This window comes from Caulobacter sp. CCUG 60055, assembly GCF_022750545.1.
Taxonomy (GTDB): Bacteria; Pseudomonadota; Alphaproteobacteria; order Caulobacterales; family Caulobacteraceae; genus PUIC01.
Genome location: NZ_PUIC01000009.1, coordinates 126,181 through 145,427 on the forward strand (window position 1 = coordinate 126,181; position 19,247 = coordinate 145,427).

General features: G+C 72.8%; 19 protein-coding genes and 1 tRNA gene. 10 read left to right on the forward strand and 10 right to left on the reverse strand.

What is annotated here, in order from left to right; all coding sequences use genetic code 11:
• Positions 1-7 precede the first annotated feature (7 nt).
• From C5708_RS14020 to C5708_RS14030, 3 genes are all read left to right on the forward strand, one after another.
• Positions 8-1,168 carry a phosphatidylinositol-specific phospholipase C1-like protein gene (locus C5708_RS14020; RefSeq protein ID WP_242922079.1) on the forward strand — a complete coding sequence of 387 codons (1,161 nt, stop codon included), beginning with the start codon at positions 8-10 and terminating at the stop codon, positions 1,166-1,168.
• A gap of 128 nt (positions 1,169-1,296) precedes the next feature.
• Positions 1,297-2,754, forward strand: coding sequence for an NAD(P)/FAD-dependent oxidoreductase (locus tag C5708_RS14025; RefSeq protein WP_242922081.1), 1,458 nt, complete (start codon positions 1,297-1,299; stop codon positions 2,752-2,754).
• Positions 2,755-2,788: 34 nt separating this feature from the next.
• A complete protein-coding gene (locus tag C5708_RS14030) occupies positions 2,789-3,211 on the forward strand; it encodes an MAPEG family protein (RefSeq protein ID WP_242922083.1) in 423 nt (140 codons plus the stop codon).
• 60 nt (positions 3,212-3,271) lie between these two features.
• Here the strand turns inward: C5708_RS14030 and C5708_RS14035 are convergent, their stop codons facing one another.
• The 4 genes from C5708_RS14035 to C5708_RS14050 all read right to left on the reverse strand — a co-directional run bounded on the left by C5708_RS14035 (position 3,272) and on the right by C5708_RS14050 (position 7,636).
• Positions 3,272-4,849: a DHA2 family efflux MFS transporter permease subunit gene (locus C5708_RS14035; RefSeq protein WP_242922085.1), complete on the reverse strand. Its 1,578-nt coding sequence runs from the start codon at positions 4,847-4,849 to the stop codon at positions 3,272-3,274.
• Positions 4,850-4,960: 111 nt separating this feature from the next.
• Positions 4,961-5,461 carry an HlyD family efflux transporter periplasmic adaptor subunit gene (locus C5708_RS19555; protein WP_347567021.1) on the reverse strand — a complete coding sequence of 167 codons (501 nt, stop codon included), beginning with the start codon at positions 5,459-5,461 and terminating at the stop codon, positions 4,961-4,963.
• Between the two features lie 74 nt (positions 5,462-5,535).
• Positions 5,536-6,108 carry a biotin/lipoyl-binding protein gene (locus tag C5708_RS19560; protein ID WP_242922087.1) on the reverse strand — a complete coding sequence of 191 codons (573 nt, stop codon included), beginning with the start codon at positions 6,106-6,108 and terminating at the stop codon, positions 5,536-5,538.
• Between the two features lie 64 nt (positions 6,109-6,172).
• On the reverse strand, positions 6,173-7,636 hold the full coding sequence (locus C5708_RS14050; RefSeq protein ID WP_242922089.1) for an efflux transporter outer membrane subunit: 1,464 nt from the start codon (positions 7,634-7,636) through the stop codon (positions 6,173-6,175).
• Between the two features lie 111 nt (positions 7,637-7,747).
• On the opposite strand from C5708_RS14050, the gene C5708_RS14055 reads away from it, so the two are divergent.
• Positions 7,748-8,398 carry a TetR/AcrR family transcriptional regulator gene (locus C5708_RS14055; protein ID WP_242922091.1) on the forward strand — a complete coding sequence of 217 codons (651 nt, stop codon included), beginning with the start codon at positions 7,748-7,750 and terminating at the stop codon, positions 8,396-8,398.
• Here the strand turns inward: C5708_RS14055 and C5708_RS14060 are convergent.
• Together C5708_RS14060 and C5708_RS14065 are read right to left on the reverse strand one after the other, a co-directional pair.
• On the reverse strand, positions 8,382-8,825 hold the full coding sequence (locus C5708_RS14060; RefSeq protein WP_242922092.1) for a nuclear transport factor 2 family protein: 444 nt from the start codon (positions 8,823-8,825) through the stop codon (positions 8,382-8,384). The two genes, C5708_RS14055 and C5708_RS14060, sit on opposite strands and share 17 nt — an antisense overlap.
• A gap of 41 nt (positions 8,826-8,866) precedes the next feature.
• Complete coding sequence (locus tag C5708_RS14065) at positions 8,867-9,439, reverse strand: DUF1579 domain-containing protein (RefSeq protein WP_242922093.1); 573 nt, start codon at positions 9,437-9,439, stop codon at positions 8,867-8,869.
• Between the two features lie 86 nt (positions 9,440-9,525).
• Here C5708_RS14065 and C5708_RS14070 point away from each other — a divergent pair, with 86 nt between their 5' ends.
• From C5708_RS14070 to C5708_RS14090, 5 genes are all read left to right on the forward strand, one after another.
• Positions 9,526-10,515 (forward strand): WYL domain-containing protein, encoded by a 990-nt coding sequence (locus tag C5708_RS14070; protein ID WP_242922094.1) that lies wholly within the window; start codon positions 9,526-9,528, stop codon positions 10,513-10,515.
• Positions 10,516-10,598: 83 nt separating this feature from the next.
• Complete coding sequence (locus C5708_RS14075; RefSeq protein WP_242922095.1) at positions 10,599-11,831, forward strand: hypothetical protein; 1,233 nt, start codon at positions 10,599-10,601, stop codon at positions 11,829-11,831.
• A 99-nt stretch (positions 11,832-11,930) separates the two neighbouring features.
• Positions 11,931-12,194, forward strand: coding sequence for a hypothetical protein (locus C5708_RS14080; RefSeq protein ID WP_242922096.1), 264 nt, complete (start codon positions 11,931-11,933; stop codon positions 12,192-12,194).
• A gap of 134 nt (positions 12,195-12,328) precedes the next feature.
• Complete coding sequence (locus C5708_RS14085) at positions 12,329-13,417, forward strand: PepSY-associated TM helix domain-containing protein (protein ID WP_242922097.1); 1,089 nt, start codon at positions 12,329-12,331, stop codon at positions 13,415-13,417.
• 11 nt (positions 13,418-13,428) lie between these two features.
• Positions 13,429-14,811 (forward strand): leucyl aminopeptidase family protein, encoded by a 1,383-nt coding sequence (locus C5708_RS14090; RefSeq protein ID WP_242922099.1) that lies wholly within the window; start codon positions 13,429-13,431, stop codon positions 14,809-14,811.
• Positions 14,812-14,817: 6 nt separating this feature from the next.
• On the opposite strand, the gene C5708_RS14095 is transcribed toward C5708_RS14090, so the two are convergent.
• The 4 genes from C5708_RS14095 to C5708_RS14110 form a co-directional block, all read right to left on the reverse strand.
• Positions 14,818-15,855, reverse strand: a complete 1,038-nt coding sequence (locus C5708_RS14095; RefSeq protein WP_242922101.1) for a dipeptide epimerase — start codon at positions 15,853-15,855, stop codon at positions 14,818-14,820.
• Between the two features lie 271 nt (positions 15,856-16,126).
• Positions 16,127-17,083 carry a FecR domain-containing protein gene (locus C5708_RS14100; RefSeq protein WP_242922104.1) on the reverse strand — a complete coding sequence of 319 codons (957 nt, stop codon included), beginning with the start codon at positions 17,081-17,083 and terminating at the stop codon, positions 16,127-16,129.
• 117 nt (positions 17,084-17,200) lie between these two features.
• On the reverse strand, positions 17,201-17,731 hold the full coding sequence (locus C5708_RS14105; protein ID WP_242922106.1) for an RNA polymerase sigma factor: 531 nt from the start codon (positions 17,729-17,731) through the stop codon (positions 17,201-17,203).
• Complete coding sequence (locus C5708_RS14110) at positions 17,728-18,771, reverse strand: pyridoxal-phosphate dependent enzyme (protein ID WP_242922108.1); 1,044 nt, start codon at positions 18,769-18,771, stop codon at positions 17,728-17,730. The genes C5708_RS14105 and C5708_RS14110 overlap by 4 nt, the downstream gene beginning before the upstream one ends.
• A 369-nt stretch (positions 18,772-19,140) precedes the next feature.
• Between C5708_RS14110 and C5708_RS14115 the strand changes: the two genes are divergently transcribed.
• A tRNA-Leu gene (locus C5708_RS14115) sits at positions 19,141-19,223 on the forward strand.
• Positions 19,224-19,247 lie beyond the last annotated feature (24 nt).

Genomic DNA, 19,247 nt, shown 5'->3' on the forward strand with positions numbered 1-19,247 from the left:
GGCCTTCATGCGGACCTGGCTCATCGCCCTCGGCGCGACCCTGCTTTCCAGCGCCGCCTGCGCCGCGCCGGACTGCGACCTTCGCGCGCCGGACGCCCGCGCCGCCGGCCCGGGCTGCGCGCGGGCCTGGATGGACGCCAACCTTCGCCTCAACGACATCCTCACCGTCGGCACCCACAACAGCTACAAGACCCGCATTCCCGAGGCCGAGTTCGCCCGCCTCCGGGCCGTGGCCGGGGACGAGGTCAAGGGCCTGGAGTACGGCCATCCCCCGCTGACCGAGCAGCTCGACGACGGCGCCCGCCAGCTGGAGCTCGACGTCTATTACGACCCGCAGGGCGGCCGCTACGCCGCCCCGCTCGGCCCCCGCCTGCTGGGCGGCGTCCCGCCCGAAGGCTACGCCGGGGCGATGGCGCGGCCGGGGTTCAAGGTCATGCACATGCAGGACGTCGACTTCCGCAGCCGCTGCGCGACCTTCGTCGCCTGCCTGGGCGAGATCCGCGCCTGGTCGAAGGCTCATCCGGACCATGCGCCGATCCTGATCATGATGAACGCCAAGGATGGTCCCTCGTCGGTTCCGGGCGGGACCGCCGCCCTGCCCTTCGACACCCGCGCCTTCGACGCCCTCGACGCCGAGATCGCCCAGGCGTTCGCCCCGAACGAGATGGTCACGCCCGACCAGGTGCGCGGCGCCCGCGCCGCCCTGCGCGAGGCGGTCGCGGCCGACGGCTGGCCCACCCTGGGCGCGGCGCGGGGCAAGGTGCTGTTCGCCCTCGACGAGGGGCCGGCCAAGACCGACGCCTACCGGGGCGGCCGCAGGACGCTGGAAGGCCGGCTGGTCTTCGTCAACGCCGACCCGTCGGCCGCCGACGCCGCCTACGCCACCCTGAACGATCCCGTGGCCGACGCCGCCGCGATCCGGGCGGCGGTGCTGGCCGGCATGGTGGTGCGCACCCGCGCCGACGCCGACACGGTCGAGGCGCGGGCCGGCGACGGCCGCCGCCGCGACGCCGCCCTGGCCTCGGGCGCGCAGTACGTCTCGACCGACTACCGCCGGCCGGACCCGGCGTTCGGCCCGTATCAGGCGCGGCTGCCCGGCGGGGCGACGGTCGTGTGCAATCCCGTGCGCCGCCCGGAACGCTGCGCCGGCCTGCCGGTCGAGCCCTGACGCCCGCCGCCGCCGGGAGCGATCCCTGAACGGCGATCAGTTAGGCGTGGACATCCCGCGCCGTTCGGCCAAGATGCCCATGACGCCGCATGCATCACAAAAAACGCGGCGCGCATGGGAAGAAGCACATGGCGGACTACAAGGTCGCGATCCTGGGCGCGGGCTTCGGCGGGCTGGGCATGGCCGCCAGGCTCAAGGAGCGGGGCGAGGACAGCTTCGTCATCCTGGAGAAGGCCGACCGCATCGGCGGCACCTGGCGCGACAACACCTATCCCGGCTCGGGCTGCGACGTGCCCAGCCACCTCTATTCCTATTCGTTCGAGACCAATCCCGGCTGGACGCGGAAATACTCCCTCCAGCCCGAGATCCAGGCCTACATGGAGCGCGTGGCCGGCAAGCGAGGCCTTGGCCCGCACATCCGCTTCCACGCCGAGGTCGAGAGCGCCCGCTGGGACGACGCCGACGGCCTTTGGCGCATCGCCCTGGCCGGCGGCGAGACCCTGACCGCCGAGAACTTCGTCGCCGCCTGGGGACAGCTCAACCGCCCAGCCTGGCCGACGATCGAGGGCGCGGGCGATTTCGGCGGGCCCAGCTTCCACTCCGCCCGCTGGGACCACTCGGTCGACCTCGCCGGCAAGCGCGTGGCGGTGATCGGCTGCGGCGCCAGCGCCCTGCAGTTCATCCCGCGCATCGCGCCTGAGGTCGGGACGCTGACGGTGTTCCAGCGCACGCCCAACTGGGTCGTGCCGCGCGGCGACCGCGGCTACCACCCGCTGGAGCGGCTGTTGTTCAAGGTCGCGCCCTGGGTCCTGGGCGGCAGCCGGGCGTTCAAATACTGGATCAAGGAGTACGGCTGGAAGGCCTTCGAGCCGGGCAGCAAGATGAGCGAGAAGTTCCGCCAGGGGGCCCTCGCCTATCTGGAGGCCCACGTGAAGGACCCGGTCCTGCGGGCCAAGCTGACTCCGGACTATCCGATCGGCTGCAAGCGCATCCTGGTGGCCGACGACTTCTACCAGGCCCTGGTGCGGCCCAATGTCGAGGTGGTCGCCGACCCCATCGCCCACATCGAGGCGGACGCCGTGGTCACGGCCGACGGGACGCGGCGCGAGGCCGACGTGCTGATCTACGCCACCGGCTTCGAGACCAACTCGTTCATGGGCGTCCACGAGGTGACCGGCCGCAACGGCCTGACGCTGAGCGAGGCCTGGGCCGACGGGGCGCACGCCTATCTGGGCGTGACGGTGGCGGGCTTCCCCAACTTCTTCATGCTGTACGGGCCCAACACCAATCTCGGCCACAACTCGATCATCTTCATGCTGGAGCGGCAGATCGACTACGTCCTGCAGGCCATGGCCCTGGTGAAGGCCAAGGGCGCTCGGGCGCTGGACGTGCGGGCCGACGCCATGGCCCGCTTCAACGAGGAGCTCCAACGCGACCTCAAGGGCACCGCCTTCGCCGCCGGCTGCGCCAGTTGGTACAAGACCGCCGACGGGCGGATCACCAACAACTGGTCGGGCCCGACCACGGCCTATCGCCGCGCCACCGCGCGGGTGAACCTGGACGACTACGCCCTCATCCCGCTTTGAGCTTTTGGACCGACCACGTTTCGGGGGAACGAAGATGAACGCTATGCTGACGCCGGTCCTGGCCCTGATCGGCTGGTCGCTGGTGATGTGGGTGTGGATGTACGCCACCCGCCTGCCGGCGATGAGCAAGGCCGGAATCTCGCCGCAGGACGCCCGCTTTCCGGGCTCGCTGGACAAGCTGCCGGACGGGACGCGCCAGGCGGCCGACAACTACAACCACCTGATGGAGCAGCCGACGATCTTCTACGCGTTGGTGTTCTATCTCTATCTGGCCGGCCGCGCCGACGACCTGAACGTCAAGCTGGCCTGGGCCTATGTCGTCCTGCGCGTGGTCCACAGCCTGGTGCAGGCGACGGTGAACCGGGTGACGGTGCGGTTCGCGGTGTTCTCGCTGGGCACCCTGACCTTGGCCGCCATGGTCGTGCGCGAGGTCCTGACGCTGCTGGCCGCGCGCTAGGAGAGAAGCCAGCGGCGCGCCCGCGGGGACGCGCCGCCTCATTTCCGGTTCGCGGCGGGCTCAGTCCGCCGCGGCGTGGGCGCCGCCGCCGCTCATCGCCTTGCGGGTCAACCAGATCAGCGGGATCATCGCCACGATCAGCCAGGCCGACACCCGGAAGAAGTCGACCGAGGCCAGCAGGTAGGCCTGGTTGACGAACTGGTTGGTCACCGCCCCCGCCGCCTGCGGCAGGCTGAGGCCGGCCGCGTGCAGCTTGCCGATCGCCGCCAGCCAGGCCGGGTCGGTCGAGGCCACGGTCTCCGACAGCCGGGTCTGGTGCAGCGCCTCGCTGCGGTCCCACACCGTGGTGGCGATCGAGGCCGCGAAGCTGCCGGCGGTGATGCGGGCGAAGTTGGTCAGGCCCGAGGCCGCCGGCACCTGGTGCTGGGGCACGCCGTTCAGGCACAGCGTCACCATCGAGATGAAGAAGGTGCTCATCGCCACGCCCTGCACCAGCATCGGCATGACGAAGGCGCGGAAGTCGGCGTCGGGCGTATAGCCCGAGCGCATGAAGAACGACAGGGCGAAGGCCAGCAGGGCCACCGTCGCCGCCCAGCGGGCGTCGATCCTGTTCATGATCCGCGCCGCGAACGGCGTCAGGAACACCGCCACCACGCCGCTGGGCGCGGCCACCAGTCCGGCCCAGGTGGCGATGTAGCCCATGCGGGTCTGCAGCCACAGCGGCAGCAGGAGGTTGTTGCCGAAGAACACCGCGTAACCGACGCAGAAGGCCAGGGTGGCCAGGACGAAGTTCGGCGACTTGAACAGCGACAGGTCGACGATCGGGTGCTTCTCGTGCAGCTCCCAGATCACCCAGGCCACGAAGCCGACGGCGGCGATGATCGCCTCGACCACGATGGCCGGCGAGGAGAACCAGTCGACGTCCTTGCCGGTGTCGAGCATGACCTGCAGCGCCCCGACCCAGACCAGCAGCAGCATGAAGCCGGTGCGGTCGATCGGCAGCTTGCGGGTCGGCGTCTCGCGCGAGGCCAGGCCGCGCCAGCACAGGAAGGCGCACAGCGCCCCGACCGGCAGGTTGATCAGGAAGATCCACGGCCAGGAATAGTTGTCGGATATGTAGCCGCCCAGGATCGGGCCGCAGATCGGCGCGACCAGGGTGGTCATCGACCATATGGCCAGGGCCGTGCCGCGCTTGTGCGGCGGGAAGATCATGATCAGCAGCGCCTGCGAGCCGGGGATCATCGGCCCCGACACCGCGCCCTGCAGGATGCGGAAGGCGATCAGCGACGGCAGGTTCCACGAGATGCCGCACAGGAACGAGGCGATGGTGAACAGGATCACCGAACCGACGAAGGTCTTGACCACCCCGTAGCGGCCCATCAGCCAGCCGGTCAGCGGCACGGACACGCCGTTGGCCACGGCGAAGGAGGTGATGACCCAGGTGCCCTGGCTGGTGCTGACCCCCAGGTTGCCCGAGATGGTCGGCAGCGAGACGTTGGCGATGGTGCCGTCGAGCACCTGCATGAAGGTGCCGAGCGCCAGGGCGATCGAGGTGATCGCCAGGGCGGAGCCGGTCAGCGGCGGCGGCCCGGCCTGCGCGGCCGGAGCGGGATCGGATGAGGCGTCGCGGGCGGCCATGACGGCGCTCCTAAGCTTGTGCGACATGAAACCCGGACCCGCCCCGGTCCGCCAGGACGGCGGCGCGGGTCCGAACCGAAAAGCCCCGGCCGAACTTGGCCGGGGCGCTGATCAACCCGCCTTGGCGACGTCGATGCTCGCCTTCATGGACAGGCCGACCCGCAGCGGATGCTGCTGCAGCTCCTTGGGGTCGAGCTGGATCCGCACCGGCAGGCGCTGCACGACCTTGATCCAGTTGCCCGAGGCGTTCTGGGCCGGGATCAGCGAGAACGCCGAACCGGTGCCGCCCGACAGGCCCTTGACCACGCCGTGGAACTTGACGCCGCCGCCATAGAGGTCGGAGGTCAGGGTCACGGGCTGGCCGATGGCCACCTTCTTCAGCTGAACTTCCTTGAAGTTGGCGTCGACATAGGCGTCGCTGGTCGGGACGACGGCCATCAGCGGCGCTCCGACCTGGACCTGCTGGCCGACCTGCACCGACTTCTTCGACACCACCCCGTCGATCGGGGCGCGGATCACCGTGCGCGACAGCGCCAGCTGGGCCGCGTCCAGCCGGGCGCGGGCGGCGGCGACCTCGGGGTTCTGCTCGGCCGGGGTCCCGGCGATCAGCACGGTGTTGACCTCGCGCGAGCCGACGGCGGCGCCGCGGTTGGCGACGGCCTGGACCTTGGCGGCGCGGGCGGCGGTCAGCGCGGCCTGGGCGGTCGAAAAGCGGTCTGGGCCGTGGTCAGTTCGTCGCCGGACACCGCGCCCGAGGCGGCCAGGTTCTGGCGGCGGGTCAGGTCGGTGCGGGCGCGCTCCAGGTCGGCCTGGGCGGCGACGATGTTGGCGTCGGCCCGGGCGATGTCGGCGTCACGCGCCTCGACCTGGCCGGCCAGGGCCGAGTCGCTGGCGAAGTAGCCCTTCACCCGCCGTTCGGCCCGGCCCAGGTCGGCCTGGGCCTCGGCCACGGCGATCCTGGCGTCGGAATCGTCGAGCACGACCAGCGGCTGGCCCGCCTTCACCGTCTGGGTCTCGGCGACCAGCACCTTGGCGACCGGGCCGCCGACCAGCGGCGTCACCTGGGCGGTGTCGGCGCCGACATAGGCGTTGTCGGTCGAGACGTAGTGCGAGGCGACCAGCAGCCAATAGAGGCCATAGACCACGACGCCGGCGGCGACGCCGCCGCCCAGCAGGGTGAGCAGCCGGTTGCGGCGGGCTTTGGGATCGGACGCGGCGCCGGTCTGGGCGGCGGCGAGGGTGGGAGCGGAGTCGGCCATGGGGGAGGTCCTGAAGGCGCGTATTGCGAGATGTGGGGAGCGGGGCGCGGCTGGGAAGCGCGCCTTACGAACTGGTGAAGCCGCCGCCCAGGGCGCGGACGAGGGCGACGTCGAGGGCGAAGGCGCGGCTTTCGAGGTCGGCGACGGCGCGCCGCTGGGCCAGCAGGGTCAGCTCGGCGAGCAGCACCGACTGGTAGTTGGCCAGGCCGCCCTCGTAGCGAAGCTTGGCGATGCGGTAGGCGTCCTCGTCGGCGGCCAGGGCGGCGCGGGATTCCGACAGGCGCTTGCTGAGCGCGCGCTCGCTGGCCGTGACGTCGGCGACGTTGCGCAGCGCCTCGGTCACCGTCGCGTCATAGGCGGCGACGGCGGCGTCGCGGTCGGCCTGGGTTCCGCGCAGGTCGGCGCGCAGGCGGCCGCCCTCGAAGATCGGCAGGCTGAGCGCCGGCCCGATGCTGCCGATGTCCGACCCGCTCTCGAACAGCTTGTTCAGAAACAGCGACTGGGCTCCGACGAAGCCGGCGAGGTTGATGTTGGGATAGAAGGCCGCCTTGGCCTGGCGGATGCGGCTGTCGGCCGCCTGGGCCCGCCAGCGGGCGGCGGTGACGTCGGGCCGGCGGCCGATCAGGTCGGCGGCGAGGTTGGCCGGCAGGCCGAACGGCTTCAGGGTCGATGCGCCCGGGCGGGCGATGGCGAGGCCCCGGTCGGGCCCGGCGCCCAGCAGGGCGGCGATCTGGTTACGGGTCTGGGCGATCGCCTCGTCCAGGGCGGCGAGGTCGGCGCGGGCGGCCGGCGGGCCGGCCTCGGCCTGCTTCAGCTCGGCCTGGGTGTCGAGCCCGTTGGTCACCCGCCGCTGCACCAGGCCTTGCGTCTCCTCGCGCACGCGCACCGCCTGCTCGGCGACGTCGCGCTCGGCGTAGAGGCGGGCGAGGTCGGCGTAGGTCGAGGCCACCGCCGTCGACAGCATCAGCCGCGCCGCGGCGGCGTCGGCCTTGGCGGCCTGGATCTCGGAAGTAGCGGCGGCGACGGCGGCGCGGTTCTTGCCCCAGAAGTCCAGCTCCCAGGAGAAGTCCAGCGTCAGCTTGCCGTAGTCGTTGTAGCCCTGCGGCACGAACTGCGCCGGGATGCCCAGGTTGTAGCTCTGCTTCATCTGCTGGACGCCGCCGTTCAGCGACACCGAAGGCAGGTCGGCGGCCTTGGTCTGGGCGGCGGCGGCGACCGCCTTGCGCACCCGGGCTTCCGCCTGGGCCAGGGTGGGCGAGCCGGTCAGCGCCTCGCCGACCAGGCCGTCGAGCTGGGCGTCGCCATAGGCCTTCCACCAGGAATCGCCCGGCCATTCGGCGGCCGGGGCGGCGAAGGACTGCGTCGAAGCATAGGCCTGGGGCGCCTTGGCCTGCCGCGCCGGCGTCGGCGCAGGCAGGCTGGCGCAAGCGGCCAGCGCCGAAGCGCCGGCCGCCGCGAACAAGACCGCGAGCCGGGACCTGCGGCCGCCGCGGCTGGGGGGAGGAGATGCGGCGTCGAGATCGGACATGAGCGGCTCGTGGTCTTGAATTGACCGTACTGTACGGTCATATTTCGGCCATATGGATGCCGATCCCTGGAGCGTCAAGACGACCGTACGGTACGGTCAGAAAAATTTCACATGCTGGACATCGCCAACAAACCCAAACTCGACCGCGACACCCGCCGCGAAGCCATTCTGGACGTCGCCCGCGACGTCTTCCTGGAGGAAGGCTACGCCAGCGCCTCGATGTCGACGATCGCCGCCCGCCTGGGCGGTTCGAAAGGCACGCTCTACAACTACTTCAAGAACAAGGAGGAGTTGTTCGCCGCCTATGTGGTCAGGCACTGCGCTTGGCAGTCGGAGGCGATGTTCGCGATGCTGGCCGAGGACGAGGACGTCCACCGGGCGCTGACCGAGCTCGGCCGCACCTATCTGTCGATCGTGCTGTCCGACTTCAGCCTGCGCAATTTCCGGGTGATCGTCGCCGAGGCGCAGCGTTCGCCCGCCATCGGCCGCGCCTTCTACGAGAGCGGCCCCCAGCGCGGCTCGCGCCTGCTGGCCGACTTCCTGGAGCAGGCCGCGGCCAAGGGACAGCTACGCGTCCCCGACCCGCTGCGCGCCGCCCATCAGTTCATCGGCCTGTGCCAGAACCGCCTGATGAAGGCGCGGCTCTGCAACTTCATGCCCGAGCCGACGCCCGAGGAGATCGACGTCGAGGTGATCGCGGCCGTCGAGACCTTCCTCGCGGCCTTCGGCCCCCGCCCGGCCGCCGCTACTTCGGCCGCGTGACCCCGGTATAGACCACCCGCCAGACGCCGTTCCGCCGCGCCCATACGTCGGCGAAGCGGAAGACGACGTCGAAGCGCTTGCCGCCGTCGACCCCGGTGGCCCGCACCAGCCCGCCCATCACCGCGCCGTCGCGCCACGCCGTCTCGATCGGCTCGCGCACGACGAACGGGTCCAGCCTGTAGGCGGGCGCGGTGAAGTCGGCGATCAGCTGGGCCTTGGTCTCCACCTCGCCGGCGCTGTTGACCAGGCGGTAGTCGTCGGCCAGCAGCCGCTCCAGCTCGGCGCGGTCGCCGGCGACCTGGGCCCGGTCGTAGTCGCGCACCGCCCGCGCCAGGTCGGGCGGAACCGCGGCCTCGGCCCCGCCCGCTACGGCGGCGGCCAGCGCGGCCGCCAGGGCCAGGGACAGGGCCGCGTTGATCCTCGTCATGTCGTTTCTCCTTGGTTCGAGCCGCAGGTTCGGCCCCGTGTTCAGGCCGCGCGCGTGAAGGTCATGCGCCAGTTGGTCTCCCAGGTCCGGCCGCCGTCGGCCGAAAAGGCCTGCTCCCACCGCGGCGCGGCGGCGTCCGCGGTCGACCAGGCGAACCGCACCTTGATCGGGCGTCCCTCGAACAGGTCGTCGCCGAAGAACAGGCCGTTCCCGGCCTCGAAGCGGCCGAAGACCGGCGCATCGAGCCGCCCCGCCCGCCCGTCGATCCAGTAGATCGCCCACCGACGCGACCCCGGGTCGAACACCCGCATCGTCGCCGCCCGGTAACGGCCGGCCGGCAGGTCGATGACGTTGTCGTCGACATTGACCTGGCCGCCCATCAACGGAAGAGCCTCGCAGGTTCCGCCGAACCGCTCCCATTGCGTGTCGCCGGCCAGCCGGCGCTTCAGCCGTTCGTGGTCCACCCGCCACCGCCCCATGAGGAAGGCGAAATCGCCCGCCCCGCCGGGCCCTTCCGTCGCGGCGGCCTCGGCGGCGGTCGGAGCGCCCACCGCCAGAGCCAGGCCGGCGGCGATCAGTTCGCGGCGGCCGGCGCCGCCCTCGATCTCGGACATAACAGAGCCTCCTCGGTTTCCGGTCGCCGAGGTGTAGACCCCATAAGCTGACATCCGGCGTCAGGATTATCTGCTAGGGTCGGGCGATGCGATCGAGCCGGCTCCTGTCCATCCTGATCCTCCTGCAGACCCGGGGACGGATGACCGCCCAGGCCCTGGCGGCGACCTTCGAGGTGTCGGTCAGGACCATCTACCGCGACATCGACGCCCTTTCGGCCTCGGGCGTGCCGGTCTACGCCGACCGCGGCCCGAGCGGCGGCTTCCAGCTGCTCGACGGCTACCGCACCCGCCTGACCGGCATGACTCCCGGCGAGGCCGAGACCCTGTTCCTGGCCGGCCTGCCGGGCGCCGCAGCCGAACTGGGCCTGGCCGAAGCGATGTCGGCGGCGCGGCTGAAACTGCTGGCCGCCCTGCCGGACGACCGCCGCCTGGGCGCCGAACGGATCGGCGCGCGCTTCCATCTCGACCCCGTCAACTGGTTCCGCGACGGCGACAGCGTCGGCCGCCTGCCCGAGATCGCCCGCACCGTCTGGAACGAGCAGCGGCTCTTCGTGCGCTACGAGCGCTGGAGCGGCGAGGTCGAGCGGCTGCTCGAACCCCTCGGCCTCGTGCTCAAGGCCGGGGTCTGGTACCTGGTCGCCCAGGTCGACGGCGCCCCGCGCGCCTATCGCGCCTCGAACATCCTGGCCATGACGGTGCTCGACGAGCGGTTCGTCCGGCCCGCCGCGTTCGACCTCGCCGCCTTCTGGACGCGGTGGACGGCCCGCTACGAGGCCGACATCTACAAGGACGTCGCCCAGGTGCGGTCGACGGCGCGCGGGCTTTCCCGGCTGCGCGAGATCAACGCCGCCCTCGGCGCGGCGGCCCGCGCGGCCCCGCCGCCGGACGCCGGGGGCTGGTCGGTCCTGACCATTCCGATCGAGACCGTCGACCAGGCCGCCCGCGACATCCTGCGGCTGGGCGGCGAGGTCGAGGCCCTGGCCCCGCCGGCGCTGCGGGCGCGCGTGCGCGAGCTGGCCCTGCGGCTGGCGGGCGGCCACGCGGGGGATCACGAAACCGTCGCCGACGGCGGCTAGGCCCCGTCGTCCCGCCGCCCATTTTCGGCCGCGCCCGCCGCGCGGGGATGGAGCCGGGCTCCCGTCGCCTCTAGAAAGCCGCCATGACCGCCCTCCGCGCCGCCGCCATCGCCCTTGTCCTGCTGACCGCCCAGACCGGAAGCGCCCATGCCGACGACCAGACCCACCTGGGCGCCGGCGACGCCGCCGCCATCGCCGCGGCCAAGGCCTCGCCCCTGGTCCGGCGCGAACAGGCGGCCGTGGCCGCCCTGGCCCAGGGCCTCGCCGATCCCCGCCTGCGCGCCGCCACGGTCGACGCGGTGTCGAACGAGGCGACCTGCATCGCCCATCGCGCCGGCCTGACCGCCGCCGGCAAGGCCGCCGTCGTCGCCGAACTGGAGCGTCAGGGCCTGATCGACGCCCAGGAGGGCGCGCGCGTTCCCGGCGGGCTGGCCGCCGGGCTGTTTCCGCCGGTCGTGGACGACGGCGGCGCCTGCCCGCACCTGCCCCAGCCGTTCTACGCCGCGCCGGGCGGCGACGAGGGCGGCCACCACGGCTGGCCGGGCGGCCTGCCGGGCCACACCCTGTTCAACGCCCGCAGCGGGCTCGACCTCGCCGGCCGCTACGGCGACGAGCTGGCCCCGACGGGCGGGACCATCGACAAGGACCGCGTCGTCGCCGCCGCCCTGTGGCACGACTGGGCCAAGACCCTGGTGTTCCAATGGACCGCCGACGGCGGCGAGTTCGTCGAGCTGCGCCTGGGCGGCCGCGGCCAGACCGACGACGCCGGCCGCCCGGGCGACAGCCGCACCGGCGCGCACCATATCCTCAGCCTGGCCGAGGCCATGAGCCGCGGCCTGTCGCCCGAGCAGGTGATCGTCCAGGCCAGCGCCCACGCCGCGCCGACCGGCGGCGGCGAGTACAAGCTGGTCAACTGGCTGCGGACGGCGGCGATCATCGCCCGCGTCGATCCGGTGGCGCGCGGCTATCTGCGCCGCGACGCCGCCGGGACCCTGAGGCTGGCGCTCCCCGGGGCCGCCGACGCCGTCAGCGCCGACGGCGGCACGCCCTGGGCGCCGGAACGGCTGATCCATCACCTGTCGGACGGCAACTGGGCGTTCTCGGTCCCGGCGGCCCAGGCCGCCGACGCGGCGCTGAAGGCCGTCGCGGGCCGGTTCGGCTACGACCCCGGCGATCGCGCCCGCTACCGCACGCGGTTCCGCAACGTGGTCCTGGCCCGGCTGGGCGCCGACGCCATCCAGGCGCTGAACGTCAAGGGCGGCCCCGACGCGGTCGCCACGGCGATCCAGGCCCTGCGCGCCGAAGGGGCGATCTGAGCCCGCCCCCAATTCCCGCGCCAGCCGGCGCGCGAACGTCAAGCTTGTGTGTTAATGAGGCTTGGGGGCGCGAGACGGCCGGATGAAGGAGGCCTTGCGTTGGGAAAGTACGACCCGCTGCACCGCCACCTGCTGCGCCAGCAGACGGCCAGCTACGAAATGAGCTTCAGGGACGTCGAGCGGATCATCGGCGCCCTGCTCCCGCGCGGCGCCCAGCGCCCCGAATGGTGGGCCAACGAACAGGCGCCGGACCCCCGCCATGTCCAATGCCGCGCCTGGCTGGCGGCCGGCTTCCACGCCTTCCTGGTCAAGGGCGCCGAACGCATCCGCTTCGAGCGGCGGCAGGCCGCGCCCGCCGGCTGAGCCGCTGCGTCCGCAAGCCCGCGCAAGGTAGGGGGAGGCCGTCGCCGAGCGTCATTTAGGCATGACGCCGGCGCTTATCGTTCCCCTTCCCCGCCCCCCGATCCCTCTCGACGCCGACGGCGGGGCCTGATCCCGTGCGCGGCCTGTTGAGAACGGTCCACCGCTGGTGCGGCCTGGTCGTCGCCGCCCTGTTCCTGGTCCAGGCCGTCAGCGGCGTCCTGTGGGCCAACCAGGAACGGCTGGCCCCCGTCTTCCATCCGGAGCTGAGGCTCGCCGCCCCGGCCAGCCCCGCCTCGCTCGACCAGATGCTGGCGTCGATCCACGCCTGGAACCCCCGAGGAAAACTCGACCGGATCGCGCTTCCCGTCTACGGCCCCGGCGCGGCGGCCGTCCGCGTCGACCTGCCGGGCCAGGGAACCCAGGTCCTGCAGCTCGATCCCGGCGCCGGCCGCGTGCTGTCGTCGGGACCGCTCTGGGCCTATCCGGAACAGTTCGCCGAACGGCTGCACGGCTCGTTGTTCCTGGGCGAGACCGGCCGCTGGCTGCTGTTCGCCGAGGGGCTGGTCCTGATGCTGATGGCGGTCAGCGGGCTGATCGTCTGGTGGCCCGGCCTGGCCCGCCTGGGCCGGGCGCTGACCGTGCGCCCCAGGGGCCCCATCCGCCGGCTGGTGCGCGAGCTGCACCTCGCGCCCGGCGCCCTGGCGGCGGGCTTCCTGCTGGTCACCGGCCTGACCGGCGCGCTGATGGCCGCCGAGCCCCTGACCGCCGCCCTGGTGTCGCGCTTCGCGCCGGTCGGGGCCGACGTCCGCCCCGCCCTCGCCCCGGTCCCGCCAGGCGCCGCGCCGCGCACGGCCGAGCAGGCGCTGGACGCCCTGCGCGCGCGCTACCCTGTCGGCCGGCTGGTCAAGGTCCGCACCCTGGGCCCCGGCGACCGCATGGTGCTGGGGGTCTTCCTCGACCGCCGCCCGCTCAACCCCCGCGCCTACAGCATGGTCGGGTTGGACAGGATGACCGGCGAGCTGACGGTGTTCGTCGACGCCGCCCGCAACCCGCCCGGCGACGTCGCCATCGCCTGGCTGACGCCGGTGCACGAGGGCGCGATCTTCGGCCCGTTGCGCCCCGTGGCGGCGACGGCGCTCGGCCTGACCCTGATCCTGATGGTCGTGACCGGCCTGTCCAACTGGAGCCTCCGCCGACGGCTGACGGCCCGTCCGGCGCGATGACGGAACCTGCGATGTACAATCTGGTCGACCCGCGCGCCGACGCGACGCCGCTCGTGACGGTCGCGGCGGACGACTATCCCCGCTGGCTCGACGCCGCGCCGGAGACTGCGCGCCGGTGGCTGACCAGGACCGGTTTCGTCGACCCCGTCCCCGGCGCCTTCGCCTTCCTGCCGGAAGACGCGGACGGCGACCCGCGCGTGCTCGGCGTCCTCGACGGCGGCGGGACGCCCGGCTGGGCGACGGCGGCCCTGGCCGCGACCCTGCCGCCGGGCGTCTACGCCATGACCGAGGCATGGCCGCCCGCCGTCGCCACGCGGCTGGCCCTGGGCTGGGCGCTGGCCGCCTATCGCTTCGACCGATACCGCCCGGCCGGCTCGGTCCGGGCCGCCGCACGGCTGGTCTGGCCGTCCGGCGCCGACCGCGCCGAGGTCGAGCGGATCGCCGGCGCGACGTTCATGGCCCGCGACCTGATCAACACGCCGGCCGAGGACATGGGCCCGGCCGAGCTGGCCGCCGCCGCCCTGGCGCTCGCGGCCGAGACGGGCGGGGAAGGCCGCCTCGTCGTCGGCGACGAGCTGCTGGGCCAGGGCTATCCGATGATCCACGCCGTCGGCCGCGCCAGTCCTCGCGCGCCGCGCCTGATCGACCTGCGCTGGGGCGACCCCGCCGCGCCCCGGCTGACCCTGGTCGGCAAGGGCGTGTGCTTCGACACCGGCGGGCTGGACATCAAGTCCGAGGAGGCCATGCGGGGCATGAAGCGGGACATGGGCGGAGCCGCCGTCGTCCTCGCCCTGGCCCGCGCCCTGGTGGCGGCGGCGACGCCGGTGCGCCTGCGCGTGCTGATCCCGGCGGTGGACAACGCCGTGTCCGGCGACGCCATCCGACCGCTCGACGTGGTCCGCACCCGCTCGGGCCGCACGGTCGAGATCAGCGACACCGACGCCGAGGGACGGCTGATCCTGTGCGAGGCGATCAGCGAAGCCTTGGACGAGGCGCCCGACCTGCTGGTCGACTGCGCCACCTTGACCGGCGCCGCGCGGATGGCGCTGGGAACCGAGATCCAGGCCGTGTTCTGCGAGGACGACGGCCTGGCCGCCGGACTGGTCGCCGCCGGCGAGGCGGTCGACGACCCGTTATGGCGGCTGCCGCTCTGGCGGCCCTATCGCAAGCTGCTCGACAGCAAGGTCGCCGACCTCCAGAACATGGCCTCGACGCTGCTCGGCGGGGCGATCGCCGCCGCCGTGTTCCTGGCCGAGTTCGTTCCGGCCGGAACGCCCTGGATCCATCTGGACATCAACGCGGCCAACGCCGACGCCCGTCCGGGGCGGCCCGAAGGCGGGGAGGCGACGGGGCTGCGCGCCCTCTACGCCTTCCTCCGCGCCCGCTACGGCTGACCGGGCTCAGGCCGGGCAGGCCGCCGGAGCCTCGGCCGGCGCGCCCCACGCCTGCGGCGGGCACCAGACCTTCCCGTCGCTGTAGACGGTGGGCGGATCGCGGTCGGCGACCAGCGGGAACGGCCCGTCCAGGTCGACGATGTCGCAGAGCTGGCCGACCACGAAGGCCGGGGCCATGGCCAGCACGGTGCCGCACATGTTGCCGACCATGACCTTGAGGCCCAGGCGGCGGGACTCGCGGGCCATGTCCAGCGCCTCGGTGAGCCCGCCGCACTTGTCGAGCTTGATGTTGATCACCTGCACCCGGCCCGTCAGCCCGGCGATGTCGGCCATGTCCTGGACGCTCTCGTCGGCGGCGATCGGGATCGGCGAGGCCAGGCCGTCGAGCCAGTCGTCGCGGTCCAGCGGGAAGGGCTGTTCGAGTAGGTCGACGCGGGCCTCGGTCAGCACCGGCGCCAGCCGCGCGAAGCTGTCGCGGTCCAGGCCCTGGTTGGCGTCGACGCCGAGCCAGACGTCGGGACGGACCGCCCGCACCCGCCGCACCCGCTCCAGGTCGTCGGCGTCGCCGATCAGTTTCAGCTTGATCGCCCGGGCCCCGACATAGTCCAGCGCGCCCCGGGCCATGGCCTCGGGATCGTCGGCGCCAAGGGTGTAGGTGGTGAGCAGCGGCCTGGGGGCCGGCAAGCCGGCGAGGTCCCAGACCGGGCGGCCGGCGCGCTTGGCCTCCAGGTCCCACAGGGCGCAGTCGAGGGCGTTGCGCGCCCCGCCGGCGGGGAGCAGCCCGCGCAGGCTTTCCCGGTCGATCCCCGCCTCGATCCGGGGACGCAGGGCCTCCAGCTGGGCGACCATGCCGGCCGGGTCGTCGCCGGAATGGTAGTAGACGCCGGCCGCCTCGCCCCGCCCCGCGTGCACGCCGTCCGAGACGGTGACCACCACGACGTCGAGATCGGCGAAGCTGTAGCCCGATATCCGGAACGGCGATTTGAACGGCAGCTTCTCGACGGCGACGGCGAGGGACACGGGGAAACCCTGGGAATGGCTCAAGACGGCGGCTCCTGCTGAGGACGGCGGGTCGGGGGAAGCGGTCAGGCCCAGGCCGGCGGCGCGACGTCGAACGCGGCCGCCCGCGAGGCCGGCGCGGCGGGCGCGAGGCTCGGGGGTCTGGCTGCGATGCGAGGGGCGTTCGCCGGAAGGGCCATGCCCAGGATGACGTTCCGGGTCCGCCCGACCCTACCCCTCGGACGGACCCGGCGGCCGATCGTCCGCTTTCGGAACAGGCGCCTTCAGAGGAGGCGCCCTCGAAAGGGGGCCGGCGTCAGGAAGCCGAAACGGTCAGGACGTCGGCCCGCTCCCGTCGCTCGACTTGGGCGCCCAGGAGGGCGCTGAGGGTCCGCAGGACCTCCTCGCGGTCGGCGGCCTGCAGCCGCAGGGTCACCCGCCGCCAGGCCAGGGCCGGGTCGGCGACCTCGATGGCCCTCGGGAAGAACCGGTTCAGGTCCTCGACCGCCTCGGCGACCGTTACGTCCCGATAGGTCACGGTGCGCAGCCGCCATTCGGCCACGCTCTGCGGCGACACGATCTCCGTCTTCGGCGGGGTGGCGTCGAGGGCGTCCGCCGCCAGCCGCAGCCGCCGTCCGGCGGCGAGGGTGGCGATGACATGGCCCGCGTCCTTGCCCCGGGTCGGGATGACCTGGACCGCCCCGTCCTGCACGGACACCTCGGCCGCGCCGTCGCGAAGGCGCACGTCGAAGGCACCGCCGCCGGCCGCGCGGATCTCGTAGTCGCCGCTATGGACGAGGAAGGGGCGGTTCTTGTCGTCGCGGACCACGAACAGCGCCTGCCCTTCGCGGAGCCTGACGTCGCGCCGGTCGCCGTGCATCCTGTAGTCGATGCGGGTGACGACGTTGAGGCTGGCCACGCTGCCGTCGGGAAGGGTGCGGGCGCGCTGCTCGCCGATGGCGGTCTGTTCGGTCTGGGCGAAGGCCAGGGGCTGGAAGGTCGCGAACGCCGCCAGCCCGCCGATGGCGATCGACGCGGCGACCGCCGCGCCGCCGAGGACCCGGCGGCGGAGCGGGCGCGCCTCCAGGGCCGGCTCGGCCCCCTTGAGGGCCGCCATCTCGCCCCAGAGCTCGTGCATGGCGTTGAGGGCGGCGAGGTTGCGGGGGTTCTGCCGCCACGCGTCGAAGTCGCCGCGCTCCTCGACCGACATCACGGCGCGCTTCTGCTTGGCGAACCAGTCCGCCGCCTCGCGTCTTTCATCGGATCGTGTCATCGGGCTCGCGCTCAAACTCAGTTGGATAGACGTCCGGCGTCGCCCCGCCCCCTAGTGCGCCGACCCCCATTTTCACCTACAGGTTGCATAACCGCCAGCACCGATTTTTGCGCCGGCTCAGCCGCCGTCGCCCTCGTCGTCGAACTCGGCGGCGAGCTGGGCCATGGCCGCCGACATGTGCTTCTCGATGGCGTGCACCGTCACCCCCATGCGACGGCCGGCCTGGGCGTAGGTGAGGTCCTCGATGCGGCAGAGCAGGAACGCCTCGCGCCGGCGCGGGGGCATCCGCTCGATGATCGCCATCGCCCGCCGCAGGCGCTGGGAGGCGATGACCACCCGCTCGGCGGGCACCGCCTCGTCGACCGCGTCGGCGGTCTCCAGGCCGTACTCCAGCACCCGCCCGCGCCGCGCCCGGGTGCGCAGCCGGTCCAGCAACGCGTTTCGCGTCACCTGGAACAGGAACCGCACCGGTTCGAGGATCTCGGTCCTCTGGCTGGCCTCGAGCGTCTTGACCACCGCGTCGTGGACCACGTCCGCCGCCTCGTCGCGGCCGCCCCGGGCCGCCACCTCCCGCAGCCACGCGCCGCGCGTCCGGTAGACGTCGTCCAGCCGCTCGGCCAGCGCCGCGGACTTGTCCCGGGCTGTCACCGGAGGGCTCGCCCATCGGGCCCGACCGCCGCCCCGCCCTGGCGGACATGGGCGGCGAAACCGTCCAGATCGATGTTGGCCCCGCAGGCCACCAAGCCGACCCGGCGCCCGCGCAGAACCTCGCGCAGCGGCCCGACCAAGGCCGCCAGGCCCGCCGCCGCCGCCGGCTCGACCGCCAGCTTCATCTCGCGGAACAACAGTGCCATGGCGGCGCGAAGCTGGTCGTCGTCGACCCTGACCAGCTCGTCGAGGGTCCGCCGGCACAGTTCGAAGCTGTAGGGCAGCGCCATCGGCGGGGCGAGGCTGTCGGCGATGGTGGACACCGATTCCAGCCGCTGGGGCGCGCCGGCGGCGAAGCTGCGGTGCATGCTGTCGGCGCCTTCCGGCTCCACCCCGAACACCCGGCAGCCGGGCTGGACCAGCTTGAAGGCCGAGGCCGCGCCGGAGGCCAGCCCGCCGCCGCCGACCGCCAGGATCACCGCGTCGAGCGGACCGACCTGCTCGGCGAACTCCAGGCCCAGCGTGGCCGCGCCCAGGGACGTGTTCACCCCCTCGAACGGATGGACGAAGGCCCGGCCCTCGTCCTGGACGATCTGGTCGACGCGGGCGAAGGCCGCCGGACCGCCCTCGACGATCAGCACCTCGGCGCCGTAGGCCCGCGCGGCGGCGATCCTGGCCGGGCTGGCCGTCGCCAGCATGACCACCTTGGCGCTGACGCCGAGCACGGCGGCGGCGTAGGCCACGGCGATGGCGTGGTTGCCGGCGCTGACCGCCGTCACCCCCCGCGCCCGCGCCTCGTCGGACAGGCGCAGCATGGTCGCGACGGCGCCCCGCGCCTTGAACGAACCGGCCCGCTGGAACAGCTCCAGCTTCACCACCACCTCGGTCTCGGGGCCGAGCAGGGCCTCGATCTCCGGCCCGCGCCAGCGGTGGACGGGGGTGGGCAGGACGTGGGGCGCGATCAGCGTCGCGGTGGCGCGGATGTCGGCCAGGGTCAGCGACGCCGCTGACGGCTCGACCTTCGGAGCGGGCTGGCTCATAGCGGCGCCGCCGAAGCCTGGGACGCCTTTGCGCCGGGACGTGCGGACCGGCCGCGGCCGCCGAAATTCTTGGATTCGCCGGGCCCTCGCCCGGCCTTCGGGTTCTGGACGCGCACCGTTGCTTCCCCCTGTCGCGCCGTTCCCCGGCGCTGTTCGAAAAGGAACGCGGGTTCAATCCTGCTTGGCCCCGCGTCGGACCAGGCCCCGCTCGCCCGTCGGGATGAAAAGGACCTCTAGACTAGGACGTCCCAGCCCGGCGTATCCCTATGTCCCGCCCCCCGAGCGCGTGAGGCGGCTCCCGACGCCGCCCTGGGGCGACAGCGAAAGCCGCGTTGATCGCCGCGCGACCTTGTCGTAAACGGGTGCTGCGCCCCTTTGGTGGAATTGGTAGACACACGGCACTCAAAATGCCGCGCGAAAGCATCCCGGTTCGAGTCCGGGAGGGGGCACCAATCCAAAAAATCCTTCAGCCTCGG

Bases quoted from the DNA above. Each gene is read 5' to 3' on its own strand.
- C5708_RS14055 (WP_242922091.1), top strand. From the start codon at position 7,748: ATGCTGGACATCGCCAACAAACCCAAACTCGACCGCGACACCCGCCGC.
- C5708_RS19560 (WP_242922087.1), bottom strand. From the start codon at position 6,108: ATGGCCGACTCCGCTCCCACCCTCGCCGCCGCCCAGACCGGCGCCGCG.
- C5708_RS14020 (WP_242922079.1), top strand. From the start codon at position 8: ATGCGGACCTGGCTCATCGCCCTCGGCGCGACCCTGCTTTCCAGCGCC.
- C5708_RS14075 (WP_242922095.1), top strand. From the start codon at position 10,599: ATGACCGCCCTCCGCGCCGCCGCCATCGCCCTTGTCCTGCTGACCGCC.
- C5708_RS14070 (WP_242922094.1), top strand. From the start codon at position 9,526: ATGCGATCGAGCCGGCTCCTGTCCATCCTGATCCTCCTGCAGACCCGG.
- C5708_RS14060 (WP_242922092.1), bottom strand. From the start codon at position 8,825: ATGACGAGGATCAACGCGGCCCTGTCCCTGGCCCTGGCGGCCGCGCTG.
- C5708_RS14035 (WP_242922085.1), bottom strand. From the start codon at position 4,849: ATGGCCGCCCGCGACGCCTCATCCGATCCCGCTCCGGCCGCGCAGGCC.
- C5708_RS14065 (WP_242922093.1), bottom strand. From the start codon at position 9,439: ATGTCCGAGATCGAGGGCGGCGCCGGCCGCCGCGAACTGATCGCCGCC.
- C5708_RS14050 (WP_242922089.1), bottom strand. From the start codon at position 7,636: ATGTCCGATCTCGACGCCGCATCTCCTCCCCCCAGCCGCGGCGGCCGC.
- C5708_RS14025 (WP_242922081.1), top strand. From the start codon at position 1,297: ATGGCGGACTACAAGGTCGCGATCCTGGGCGCGGGCTTCGGCGGGCTG.
- C5708_RS14100 (WP_242922104.1), bottom strand. From the start codon at position 17,083: ATGACACGATCCGATGAAAGACGCGAGGCGGCGGACTGGTTCGCCAAG.
- C5708_RS14030 (WP_242922083.1), top strand. From the start codon at position 2,789: ATGAACGCTATGCTGACGCCGGTCCTGGCCCTGATCGGCTGGTCGCTG.
- C5708_RS14110 (WP_242922108.1), bottom strand. From the start codon at position 18,771: ATGAGCCAGCCCGCTCCGAAGGTCGAGCCGTCAGCGGCGTCGCTGACC.
- C5708_RS14090 (WP_242922099.1), top strand. From the start codon at position 13,429: ATGTACAATCTGGTCGACCCGCGCGCCGACGCGACGCCGCTCGTGACG.